General features: G+C 65.7%; 7 protein-coding genes and 1 rRNA gene. All 8 read left to right on the top strand.

What is annotated here, in order from left to right; genetic code table 11:
• Positions 1-134 precede the first annotated feature (134 nt).
• Positions 135-5,321, top strand: a complete 5,187-nt coding sequence (locus tag AB0366_RS18615; RefSeq protein WP_366245174.1) for an AAA domain-containing protein — start codon at positions 135-137, stop codon at positions 5,319-5,321.
• 100 nt (positions 5,322-5,421) lie between these two features.
• Positions 5,422-6,636 carry a metallophosphoesterase gene (locus tag AB0366_RS18620; RefSeq protein ID WP_366245175.1) on the top strand — a complete coding sequence of 405 codons (1,215 nt, stop codon included), beginning with the start codon at positions 5,422-5,424 and terminating at the stop codon, positions 6,634-6,636.
• A 28-nt stretch (positions 6,637-6,664) separates the two neighbouring features.
• Complete coding sequence (locus tag AB0366_RS18625; RefSeq protein ID WP_366245176.1) at positions 6,665-7,504, top strand: Cof-type HAD-IIB family hydrolase; 840 nt, start codon at positions 6,665-6,667, stop codon at positions 7,502-7,504.
• A 307-nt stretch (positions 7,505-7,811) separates the two neighbouring features.
• Complete coding sequence (locus tag AB0366_RS18630) at positions 7,812-8,267, top strand: hypothetical protein (RefSeq protein ID WP_366245178.1); 456 nt, start codon at positions 7,812-7,814, stop codon at positions 8,265-8,267.
• Positions 8,268-8,298: 31 nt separating this feature from the next.
• Positions 8,299-9,186 (top strand): hypothetical protein, encoded by an 888-nt coding sequence (locus AB0366_RS18635; RefSeq protein ID WP_366245180.1) that lies wholly within the window; start codon positions 8,299-8,301, stop codon positions 9,184-9,186.
• 74 nt (positions 9,187-9,260) lie between these two features.
• Positions 9,261-9,806 (top strand): LpqN/LpqT family lipoprotein, encoded by a 546-nt coding sequence (locus AB0366_RS18640; protein WP_366245181.1) that lies wholly within the window; start codon positions 9,261-9,263, stop codon positions 9,804-9,806.
• Positions 9,807-9,857: 51 nt separating this feature from the next.
• Positions 9,858-11,267 carry a plasmid pRiA4b ORF-3 family protein gene (locus AB0366_RS18645; RefSeq protein ID WP_366245182.1) on the top strand — a complete coding sequence of 470 codons (1,410 nt, stop codon included), beginning with the start codon at positions 9,858-9,860 and terminating at the stop codon, positions 11,265-11,267.
• Between the two features lie 509 nt (positions 11,268-11,776).
• A 16S ribosomal RNA gene (locus AB0366_RS18650) occupies positions 11,777-11,867 on the top strand; the annotation flags it as partial.

The raw sequence follows: 11,867 nt of genomic DNA on the forward strand, positions 1-11,867 counted from the left end.
TGTGACCCAGCACTAGAACGTATTTTGTGTGCTCAGGACGCGATGAACAACTGGTTTTCAACGGCTAGTGTGGCCCGGGTGTGCAAACACCGTCCCTGTTTAGGACGACCATTCGAGTACTTTGTGGGGAAACTGTGACGGCTACCGGTCGTGAACACGACGACGAGCTCAAGAGCAGGGTTCAACGCCTGCTGCGCTTCCTTCGCGAAATCGTCGAGGCGCGTTCGAACCCGGTGCTGCGTTTCGACGACCACGTGCAGGTCGAGTGGGTGCATGCCGGGGACGTTCCCATGCAGCTCGACCCACGGGCCAAGCAGGGTGGTGTAGTGCTCCGCGCGCCGCGCATCGCGGTCGACGACCCGCCCGTGCCGCCGGCGCTGCTGTCGGGTTGGCTCGATCCCCAGGTCGTTGCAGACAGCCGCTATCGCGAACTCGAGCTGGCCGACGCATCATCGGTGACGTCCCGCCGTCGAGCGGAGGCGCAGGAGTCCGATGCCGACTTCGACATCCGCAAGGCCTACGAGATCAAGCAGGCCTTCGAGGAGTACTCGGAATCCTGGAAGGAATGGGCGCAGGAGGATCGGGATCGGCGACCGCAGGCCGCTCTGTACCAGGCTCTGCAGCTGATGATGCAGGAGCTCGCGTCGCGACCCGAGTCGATCGAACTCGTGGTGGCCTCGGGGCTGCTGACGTCGAGCAACACCGATCCGCAGCGCAGCGTGCGCACTCACCTGATCACGCAGTCGGCCAGCATCGAACGGGACGTGCGCACCGGTGACCTGCTGGTTCGCCTCGCTGCGAGCACCACCCCGCGGCTCGAGGACGGTCAGCTGCTGACCGGTTCGGACGAATTCGACACCTCCGGCTCGGTCGCTCTGGCCCAAGAACTGCACGACACCGTCACCTCGCCCATCGGAGCCGGCGTCGAACAGTTCCTGAGGAACTGGGCCGCGCGGGTGCCACGGCACGAGATCGAGGTGCTCGATCGTCTCGGTCCGCCCGGGGCTCTCGCCTACATCGACGACGACCGCACGCTGACCGTCTCACCCGCCCTCGTTCTCCGCGTTCGGGACTCGTTCGCGCTGGTCGAGTACTACGAGCAGATGATCGCCGACCTCGAGTTCGCCGACTCCCCGGTACCGCTCGGGCTCGCGCAACTGGTCGATGCCATCGAGCCGGCAGATCGGATGGCGTGGCTCGAACGCACGGGGGCGGGGGAGTCGGCGGCACTGGCGGAGGACCCGCTGTTTCCGCTGCCGGCCAACGCCGAGCAGTCGCAGATCATCGAACGGCTGGGGCGTGACAGTGGCGTCGTGGTCGAGGGGCCGCCCGGAACGGGCAAGACCCACACGATCGCCAACCTCATGTCCGGGCTGTTGGCGCGCGGTCAACGGGTTCTGGTCACTAGTGAAAAGTCACAAGCTTTGCGCGTGCTGCGCGACAAGCTCCCGCCGGAGCTGCAGGAGCTCTGCGTGTCCATCACCGACCTCTCGCGCGGTGGTTCGGACGAGCTCAATCGCAGCGTCGCGAAGATCGCCGAGCGCAAGACCTCGTTCGACGAGGCCAGCGAGGTGCAGAAGATCGAGGCGCTGACGACGCAGCGCGGCTCGGCTCTGGCCCGGCGGGCCGAGCTGCTCGATCGTGTCAGCGCGCTGCGCGAGTCCGAAACTGTTGTGCACGAATATGTTTCCGATGGATACGACGGCACGGTGTCGTCCATCGTGCGCAAGGTCAAAGCGGCCGAAGGTGCCCACGAGTGGCTGCCCGGCCCGCTGCTCGCCGATCGACCACCCCTCGACGGTGCCCAGGTCGATCAGCTTCGCAAGCTCATCGCCGGCTCCGACGGCACTCGCGAACTTCGCTCGCGCCAGGTGCTGCCGCGTCCGGAAACCATGCTGCCGAATTCGGCCGAACTCGCGTCGCTCTGCCAGCGCGCAGGTGCACCGATCGACACTCTCTCGCCCCAGGCCGCGGACCTCGTGGCATTGCTCGACGGCGTCGAACCCGCCGTGTCCTCGGAGATCAGGCAACTGTGCGAGGAGCTCGCCGCCCGAGTGCGAGCGGTCGTCGAGCTCGACGGCTCCTACCCACGACTGACCGATTCCGTGCTGTCCGGCGAGGCCGCCCACCTGTGGTCTCGGGTCAGCGGAATCGACGCGATGGTCGAGACGGCAGCTGCGTCCGATCGCTACGTCGGTGCGCACGATGTGCAGTGCTCGTCGATCTCGCCTGCGGCACTCACGGCGATGGATGCGTTCGCCGGCGCGCTGGAGTCGGGGGTCGAGTGGAAGCCCCGGTTCCGACGCAGCGAGGAGCAGAAGGCCGTCGAGGCTCTCGATATCGTCGCCTCGGTCGACGGGCAACCCGCGACGACGGCGATGGCCGCGCGTCTGGTGGCCGAACACATTCGCGCGCTCGAGACCGTGCAGACCGCAGCGGTGCTGCTGGCCGACCTCACGATCGTCGTTCCGCTCGACGGCACGCGTTCGATTCGCGTCAACAACGTGGCGCGGATCGCCGACCGGCTCGGTCTGGTGTCTGCAGTCGTCGCCGCCCGTGACGCCCTGGTGCACCGGCTGTACACCATTTCGCCTGCAGCACCGTGGATTCGGAGCCTGGCCGAAGCTCAGGAGATCGCCGGGGCCGCCGACGCCATCGCCACGCGCATCGACATCGATGCAGCACGCGCCGAGCTCGACGCCCTGCAGTTCGCGGTTGCCACTCGCATCGATGCCGGGCCGTCGCCCGAGGGCTCGAATCTGGTGAGTGCGTTGAGCACTGCGGATCCCTTGGAATTGGCTGCCGCCGTTGCCGCCTATTCACAGGCGTGTACCGAGCAGGAGGATCAGCTTCTGCTCGAATCGATGTCGGCGTCGCTGTCCGAGGTAGCGCCCGCATTGTTCGACCTGGTCAGGGACACCGCAGGCGATGTCGAATGGGACGAGCTGAGCTGGCAGATGTCGAAGGCCTGGGCGTGGCGTCGGGCACGCGAGTGGGTCGGTGAGCAGCACCACGGTGGTCTCGAGCAGCAACTGGAAGCTGAGCTCGCGGCCGCCGATACCGACATCGCTTATCTCACAACGCGTCTCGCCGCAGCCAGTGCCTGGCGCAACAGTCTCCAACGAATGACCGCCGTCGAGGTGCGTGCGCTGCAGACCTACCGCGAGCACATCTCCAGCATCGGCTCAGGAGCCGGAAAGTACGCCGAAACCTACCGCAGTGCAGCACGATCGGCGATGCGTGAGGCGCAGAGTGCGGTGCCCGCCTGGGTCATGCCACTCTCCCAGGTGCTGGCATCGATTCCGCCGGTGCCGGGCAGTTTCGACGTCGTGATCGTCGACGAGGCGAGTCAGGCCGACATCACCAGTCTCTTCCTGCTGTACCTCGCACCTCGCGTGATCGTGGTGGGCGACGACAGGCAGTGCGCCCCGGCGGACGTCCCGCAGGCCGGCACACTCGAGGACGTGTTCGATCGGTTGGACGTCTATCTGCCCGATCTACCCGAACACGTGCGTGCCACGCTGACCCCGAGGTCGAGCCTGTTCTCCATGCTGCGCACCAGATTCGGTCAGGTGGTGCGGTTGCGTGAGCACTTCCGCTCGATGCCCGAGATCATCAACTGGTCGAGTCAGCAGTTCTACGGAGACTCCCCGCTCGTTCCCGTGCGGCAGTTCGGTGCGGATCGGCTACCGCCGTTGCGGCACACGTACGTTCGCGGCGCGACGGTGACCGGAAAGAACGCGTCACTGGTCAACCGTACCGAGGCCATCGCGATCGCCGACCAGATCGCCGATTGCCTCGAGGACTCCGCGTACGACAACCTGACCTTCGGAGTGGTTGTGCTGCAAGGCCAATCGCAGGTCGACGAGATTCGCAACGAGTTGATCAAGCGGATCGGCATCGAACAGTGGGAACAGCGTCGGCTTCGTGTCGGTACGCCGCCGGACTTCCAGGGCGACGAACGCAACGTCGTGTTTCTGTCGATGGTGGTGGCACCCGATCAGAATTTCGCCACCCTCACCGCCAATCAGTACAAGCGGCGGTTCAACGTGGCAGCGTCGCGGGCACAGGATCAGCTGTGGCTCTTCCACTCGGTGACGGTCGATCGTCTCAAGCGAGCGGACCTGCGCAACTCGTTGCTGAGTTACATCACTTCCGTCTCGCCCGCTCCGGCCGATCCGATGCCGGTCGATGTCTCGCGCGAGGTCCGGAAGGCACCCTTCGAGACGTTGCTCGAGCAGCAGTTGTGGAACGACCTCGTCGAGCGAGGTTTTCACGTCAATCCTGGTGTGGAGGTGAACAACAGGCGTCTGGCCCTGGTCGTGACCGGCGACTCCTCGCGTCTCGCCGTCGAGTGCGACGGTGACACGTTCCTGTCGACCCCCGCTCAGCGGTTGGCGGATCTGCAGCGCGAGCAGGAGCTCAAGCGGTGCGGTTGGACCTTCTGGCGGGTGCGCGAATCCGAGTACTACCTGGACCGCGACGCGGCGTTGGAAAGCCTCTGGGCCACGTTGGCTCGTCTGGGAATCAAGCCCAACAGTGTTGTCGTGGAGGGTCTCGAGAGTTCGGACGAGGCCTGGACCCCGGTCCCGCTGGAGTCCTCGCAGTTCGACGATTCCGGCGCCTTCGAAACGTCCACGTACGCAGACTCACCCGCGCGCCACGAGTCGGTGCTGTCTCTGTGGACCATGCCGCGCATCGACATACCCGCCGACGAGCCGGCCGCATCGGAAGCCCGGGGAGGCGACCGCGAAGGATCGGCACCGCAGACGACCAACGGTTCCGGAACCACCAACGGAGCCGGAGCCAAGAACGGATCGGGACCTACCAACGGCTCGGCAATGACGAACGGCTCCGGAATGACCAACGGTGCGGCTGCTACCAACGGTGCCGGTCGTTCCAACGGCTCCAATGGCGAGTCTCGGCCGGTCGAGTCTTCGGCATCGAGCCGCTCGGCGATGACCAACGGATCCACACCCGCACAGGACGCAGCGACCGATGCGTCCGAGCGGGCGCGCGACGCGGGGGCGGGCAGCGACTCAGCCTCCGAGGTCGGCGAAGTCACGAACAGCACGAGAGCGGCCACGGACCGGATCGGGGGAGCCGACGAGAAGGTCGCACAGGACGACGCCGCGGACAGCGTCGAGGCTGCCGAGCTCGACGGATCCGATCCCGCCGAGACACAGGGCGATTCAGCGGAGCCAACGGATGCCGATGCCGAGCCGAGCGGCGGCCTCGAAGCACCCGAGGACGAGGACATCGCAGAACACGAGTTGCCGCTCAACGGACTTCGCGGATACACCACCCGCCGTCGGCCGTAGCTCCTGGCCGACAGGTTCAGCGCCCGCGCTCGAGCAGCGAAGTCGACGTAGTCTTGGCCCCGGATTGCGCGCACGTACGAGTGAAGAGGGTTCGACGCCGATGACAGATCGACAGATGCAGCAACCGGAACAGTCGGTCTCACCGGACGGGTCGACGCGACCGCGCACTCGGCGGATCGTCGTGCCGACCGTTGTTTCGTTGGTCTGCGCTGTGCTTGTCGCGCTGCCGACCTGGACCGTCGTCTTCGCGGGCGCGCAGTGGCCGCTGGCGGCACAGCTGGTCGGCTCCGCGGTTGCGGTCGCCGTATTCCTGGCACTGCCTGCAGCGATGTATCTGGGCCACCGGCCGAGTGCCGAGGGGGCCTCCAAGGACGCGTGGGCGCGCGTCGGAGACGTGTTGCTGGGCTCGGTCTGGATCGCGTTCGTGTGGTCGGCACTCTCGCTGCTGCTGCGGCTCGGTCTGTGGGTGGCCGGGGTCGACGACCCTCTTCGGTCGCGGATCGTGTCGGTGACAACCGTGGTCGTCGTAGTCGTCCTGGCGCTGTGGGGTCATTACGAGGCGATGCGAACTCCCCGCGTGCGACACACGACCGTCAGGATCGATCGGCTCGGGGCTCGATTCGACGGTCTACGAGTGGTTCTCGTGACCGATACGCACTTCGGTCCGCTCGATCGCACGACGTGGTCGCATCGATTGACCGATGCCGTCAATGCGCTCGAACCGGACGTGTTGGCCCACGTCGGCGATATCGCCGACGGCTCGGTCGATCGGCGTCGAGCGCAGGCCGCGCCGTTGGAGGCAATGCTCGCGAGTGCGGCGCGCGTGTACGTCACCGGCAATCACGAGTACTTCGGCGAGGCGCAGGAGTGGCTCGATCACATGGAAGACCTCGGATGGAACTCCCTGCACAATCGCCACGTGGTGCTGCACCGCGGTGAGGACGCACTGATCATCGCGGGCGTCGACGACGCCACCGCCGCAGGGTCGGGTGCACCCGGCCACGGTGCCGATCTCGTTCGCGCACTTGCCGGAACCGATCCCTCGATGCCCGTACTGTTGCTGGCTCATCAGCCGAAACAGATCGGTGACGCTGTCGATGCCGGCGTCGACCTGCAGGTCTCCGGCCACACACACGGCGGTCAGATCTGGCCGTTCTCGGCCTTGGTTCGGCTCGACCAGCCGGTGGTGCACGGTCTGAGCAGGCACGGCGCGCGAACTCAGCTCTACACCAGCCGCGGATCGGGATTCTGGGGTCCGCCTTTCCGAGTGTTCGCGCCCAGTGAGATTTCCGTTCTGACCTTGGTCGCCGGCTGAACGATCGGCACCTGGCAGTATCGGTGGGGTGAACAGAACCGAAGAGGTCGTCGTTGTCGCAACCGATCTCGACGGCACCCTGTTGCGTTCGGACCGAACCGTCTCTGCGCGAACGGCCGCCGCGATGGCTGCGGCAGACGCAGCTGGAATCAGGGTGGTGTGGGCCACCGCTCGCGCGCGCCACTCCATCGACGAACTCGCAGCGTCCTGCGGATTCCGCGGGACGGCGATCGGTGCCAACGGGGCTGTCGTCCTCGACTTGGCCGACGGCTTCCCGGCCATCGTCGGCACCACGTCGGTACCGGCCGAGACGGTGGCCTCGGCCAAGTCGGTCGTGCGCTCCCTCGTTCCCGGCGTGGCCTTCGCGACCGTCGGTGCCACGCGATTCGTCGCCGAGGCTCGGTACGCCGAGCTGTGCGTGTTCGCCGACCATCACCGGCAGCCGCACGAGATGGAACTGTCGGAGCACGGTCTGCCTGTCGACGTCGAGCCGACGGTCAAAATCGTTGCTCGGCACAGTGATACGACGAGCGAGGAGTTGTACGAGCTCGTCGCCGCTGTGGGGGTGGACGGAGTGGAGTTGACCCATTCCGGTGCTCCGTACATCGAGATGTCCGCAGCGGGAGTCTCGAAGGCCAGTGCCCTACAGGAATTGTGCGAGCGATGGGGGATCTCTTCGGGTTCGGTTGCGGCAGTGGGAGATGCGCGCAACGATCTGCCGATGCTGAACTGGGCGGGTACCGCGTTGTGCCCGTCGAATGCTGCAGAGCCCGTGCGATCCGTTGTCGATCGAGTCCTCGAATCCAACGACGACGACGCGGTTGCGCGCTATCTGGAGGAACTCACCGCGCGCAGAGCGAAGCTGTAACGTCCGGTCTGCTCGTTGCGACGCCGTATGAGAGGCTGGCCCCATCATCGGCAGAAGGACACCAGTGAGCTATCCAGGTTCGGGCGACCCCTCGCAGCGCGCGTACGGACAGTACGGCGCGCAGCCGAATCCATCCGATCGAGTCATGCAGCCGCCTTCGCCCGGTCATGGTGCGCCACAGTCTCGTGGCACGGCGCAGCCAGGTGGGTACGGCTCGGTTCCCCGGCCACCCGTGTTAGGCACCGGTGGTTTCCCGGGTGCTCCTCCACCGGGACCGCCGAGAAGAGGCAGCGCTGGCATCTGGATCGTGGTGGCCATTGTGGCTGTGGTCGCGGTGATTCTCGGCGGGGTGTTCGCCTGGTGGGTCGCACGTGACGACGCAACTCCTGCGGTGGCGTCGGCGGGTGCTGCACCGTCCTCGGCAGTGTCCGACGTCGGTGTTCCAGGCGGTGAACCTGCACCCACGGCGGCGAACTCACCGCAGCCGGGCGTGGCCACTCTGCCCGCGGGTGCGCAGACCTGCCCGGCGACCGTGGCGTCGAGCAGCGGCCTTCGTGGTTCGGCGGTGGGGTCGACGGTCACCTCGTGCCCGTTCGCCGAGGAAGTTCGGTTGGCCTACACCAGGGCCGGTTCGGATCGGAATTCGCGGACGGTGGTGGCCAGCAGCCCGGTCACCGGCAAGCGGTACGAGATGAACTGTGTCTCGTCCGCGCAGTTGGTGACGTGTACCGGTGGCGAGAACGCTGTTGTCTACCTCTTCTAGTTCGGCCCGCCGCGTCGGACGAGGTGGAGCGGTGGCCCTTGCGTTCTGTGTTCTGGTGTCCGGCTGCACCATCGCCACCGATGACGACCCCGCGTCCGAAACACCCGTCGTGTCCGAAACATCGGCTGCTGCGGTGCCCCCGGCTATTCCGCCGACGTCCGATGCGGGAATGTGGACCACTGCGCCTGCTGTCGAGACGCTGCCGGCAGCGGATCTGGCCGCGGAGTTCGGCGCACTGGAGTCGACGGCGGGTGGGCCCATCGGCCTCGCTCTGGTTCCGGTCGGCGGCGGCCCGTCGACAGTGCTCGGCACCTGGACTTCCGGAGTGGCGTGGTCGACGGTGAAGGTGCCACTGGCTGTGGCCGCACTGCGCCGTGGTGGCGACGCGGCGCTTGCGGACGCCACCACTGCGATCGAGAGCTCCGACAACGCAGCAGCCGAGGCACTGTGGGGGTCGCTCGGAGATTTCGCTGCCGCAGGTGCTGCAGTCGAATCTGTTCTGCGGCAGGGCGGTGACGCTGCCACTGCGGTGCAGCGGGAGCGGATTCGCCCTGAATTCAGCGCATTCGGGCAGACCGAGTGGTCGACGCAGGATCAGGCGACGTTCGCGGCGGGCCTGTCGTGCATCCCGGACGCGGCACCGGTGGTCGAGATGATGAACAGCGTTGTACCCGAGCAACAATGGGGTCTGGCGAAGCTGTCCGATGCGGCCTACAAGGGCGGCTGGGGGCCGAGCGTCCGAGGCAGCTACGACGTGCGGCAGGTCGGTATCGTCACCACCGTTGCCGGCCGAGTCGGGGTAGCAATTGCGGCGCAACCGAATTCGGGTTCGTTCACCGACGGAACCGCCATGCTCGACGCGGTCGGCAGATGGTTGGAGTCGCGCAGCGCCCAGCTCCCCGCCGGTCACTGCCTCTAGGAGCTACGGACGAGCGTACCGGCGCGGGTAACCTCTGGCGTGTCAGTGAATCGTCCACCACGAAAGGCCCTGCTGTGAACGACGCCCTGTCGACGGAATCGTCCGAGCCCACCACGATCGCCGAGTATCTGAACGCACACGCGTTGCGCGTGTCGCCGCTCGACGGTGCCGCGGCGGCCGAGCTCGGCATCACCGTGCCGATTCCTGCGGGATGGCAGACGCTCGATCCCGCACAGTTTCCCGGGGCGACTCAGGTCATCGTGGAACCGAACCTGGTGGAGAACGGGTTCGCGCCCAACGCGGTGCTTCTGGTCGGTGCGTTGTCACGCACGATCGACCCGGAAGCGTTGATGGCATTGGGTTTCGGCGACGGACGTGCGATGCCCGGCTGGGTGGAGCGCGAGGCGAGCGCGGCGTCGTGGCTCGGCTGGCCGTCCCGATTCATTCGGGGGACGTACGTCGCGCAGCAACTCGAAGCCGCCGTGACGACGCGGTATGTGGTGGTGGGCGTCGATACCCAATACCTGGTGCAGTTGACGGTGACGACGTTGGCATCGCAGCTCGATGCGTTGGCCTTCGACGTCGCCGCGATCAACGATGGTTTGACCACTGGTACGTAGAAGACCGCGAGCCCCTGCGTCCGACGCACGGGTCCGACTAGGGTCCTTTCCATGTCGATGAGAACCGGTCGCGTCCGGCACCTGTCTGTGGTGCCGAATTTGTCCGACACCGACGAACCGGCCGATGACAGCGCGACGGAAGCCACGCGGCGGGGCCTAGTGAACTTGGTGCTTCGGGTGACCGTGGATCACACCCGTCCGCAGATCTGGCGTCGGGTGCGGGTGCGCTCGGATCTGCTGCTGTCCGAGCTGCACGCGGTGCTCCAGAAGGCGCTCGGTTGGGAGGACAGGCATCTGCATGCGTTCAGCGTCAGGACCGCCGGTGCCACGCGTCGATTCGAGATGGAAGAGACGCTCGACGACGAACCGGACGACGAGGCGTCGAGCGAAGAGCGAGTGCGGATCGACGACGTGCTCACGGCACCGGGTTCCACCATGACGTACGAGTACGACTTCGGTGACGGATGGACGCACACTATCGTTCTGGAGCAGATCGATTCCGATATCGACGACCTCCGATCCGTCTGCCTCGACGGGGCACGCGCATGTCCACCCGAGGAGTCCGGCGGGCCCTCGCGCTACGCACAGGCGCTCGATATCGCTGCCGACCTGTCCGATCCCGAACACGCAGCCCAGCTGGCGCGGTGGGGCGCGGCTTTCGATCCGGCTCTCTTCGACGCCGATGCCGTCAACACAGTGCTGCACTCGTTCGACGTGGGGCGTTCGGTGCTCGCCGAAGCGGTGGCGGCGGCTCCGGCCATCGGAAAGCTGTTCGGTCGGGTGCGTCCTACGGAGGTGCCGTCACTGATGGCGTTGCTTCCGCGGTGCGAGCTCACCGTCGAGAGCTCGGTCGATCTACCCGTCGCAGAGATTGCAATGGCCAAGTTGACGTGGTTTCTCGGCAGAATCGGCACCGACGGAGCCGACCTGACGGGTGCCAGCTACCTCAAGCCCGCATTCGTAGCGGCGATTCGTGAGGAGCTCGACTGGGGTCTGGGGTGGGTAGGGCCGAGCAACCGTGAGATCGACCATCATCAGGTGACCGATCTGCGCGAGGCGGCGCGGCACCTCGGGTTGACCCGCACATCGAAGGGCAGGTTGCTGCGCACCAAGCTCGGTGCAGCGTTGACCGACGACCCGGTAGGTATGTGGCGACATGCGGCTTCGCGCCTCCCTCTGGGTAAGGAGACGTACGAGACCGACGCAGCGACTCTCTTCCTGATCTCCCTCGCCGCATCGGCGTCCGCGGCGCATCGCAACGAGATGTTGATCGAGACTGTGGCCGAATTAGGCTGGGCCAGCGAAGATTCCGGTGTCTTCGACGCCCAGTTCGCGGCGCAGGCCACCGTGAGCTTCCTCGATCTCATCGGTGCCCACGGTCCGCGGTTCTACTTCCGTCAAGAGGTATCGGACTCGCCGAGCTGGTCGCGCAGGTTCGCACGGGACGCATTGCTGAGCTGAGTCGTCGAGAAGCGGTCCCAGGAAGGCCGAATTGGGGCTCGGGTCGCGGACAACCGCCGCTGAGCAGGCGATTTGCGTTGGTGTGGTTGGTGGCGTAACTTTTGTCGAGTCAGAGCGACGGACACCGACCCGGTCTTCACGGACAGGGTGAACGAGGTTGGACGTGTGGCTCGGCAGGTTTTATCCCCCAAGAGTCGGGCCTTGTGTCCGAGACCAAGCTGGGATAGGCTGGAACAGTTGCCCTTGAGGCCGACGGACTGTGTGTTCGTGGGGTGAGAGTGTGTGCGTGTTCTTTGAGAACTCAACAGTGTGTCGATGAATGTCAGTGCCGAAATTATTTGTTTTGGTGAATGCATTCGATGTATCAGCTGCCCGCTTGTGGTGGTTGTTGTCGGGTGTTGTTTTGAAATGCTAGTTGAGTTTTTCTGCTAGTGATTTGACTTGATGTCTTTGACTGATTCGCAGCTTCTGCTCTCTTTTCGGGGGTGGGGTTGTTGTTTCGCAGGTCTTTTACGGAGAGTTTGATCCTGGCTCAGGACGAACGCTGGCGGCGTGCTTAACACATGCAAGTCGAGCGGTAAGGCCTTTCGGGGTACACGA

Source organism: Rhodococcus sp. NPDC076796 (assembly GCF_040702765.1).
Classification (GTDB): Bacteria; Actinomycetota; Actinomycetes; order Mycobacteriales; family Mycobacteriaceae; genus Rhodococcoides.

What these genes read in the sequence shown, in the direction of transcription:
- AB0366_RS18620 (WP_366245175.1), top strand. Translation starts at nt 5,422, where the DNA reads ATGACAGATCGACAGATGCAGCAACCGGAACAGTCGGTCTCACCGGAC.
- AB0366_RS18645 (WP_366245182.1), top strand. Translation starts at nt 9,858, where the DNA reads ATGTCGATGAGAACCGGTCGCGTCCGGCACCTGTCTGTGGTGCCGAAT.